The 311-nt window shown below is 40.8% G+C and carries 1 protein-coding gene; it reads right to left on the bottom strand.

From position 1 onward, the window contains the following. Nucleotides 1-311: HAD family hydrolase (locus ACXIUA_RS02385; RefSeq protein ID WP_457976009.1), on the bottom strand; the 311-nt coding region annotated here is incomplete at both ends.

The raw sequence follows: 311 nt of genomic DNA, 5'->3' as shown, positions 1-311 counted from the left end.
AAGCAAATCAGCGTGAACTTCGCTTGCACTAATTCCGGCTTCTGTAGCAACGTAGTATGCTACAGATCTACGGTCACCAGTCAGCAACATAATGTGCTTGATACCTTGACGGCGAAGACGAGCGATTGTTTCTGGAGTGTTTTTTCTGATTTGGTCTTGGAAAGTAATATATCCAGCAAATTTATTGTCAATTGAAACAAAGACAGCTGTTGATTGAACTGTGATTTTTTCTTGATCAGGATCAACGTAGGCAAGTTTACCAACTTTTACTAGTTTACCGTCTACTTCACCGCTAACACCCTTAGCAGTAG

The sequence above is a fragment of the Corynebacterium sp. UMB8791 genome, from assembly GCF_054166365.1.
The sequence above is the reverse complement of the archived record's forward strand: the minus strand, read 5'-3'. Positions and strand labels throughout refer to the sequence as shown.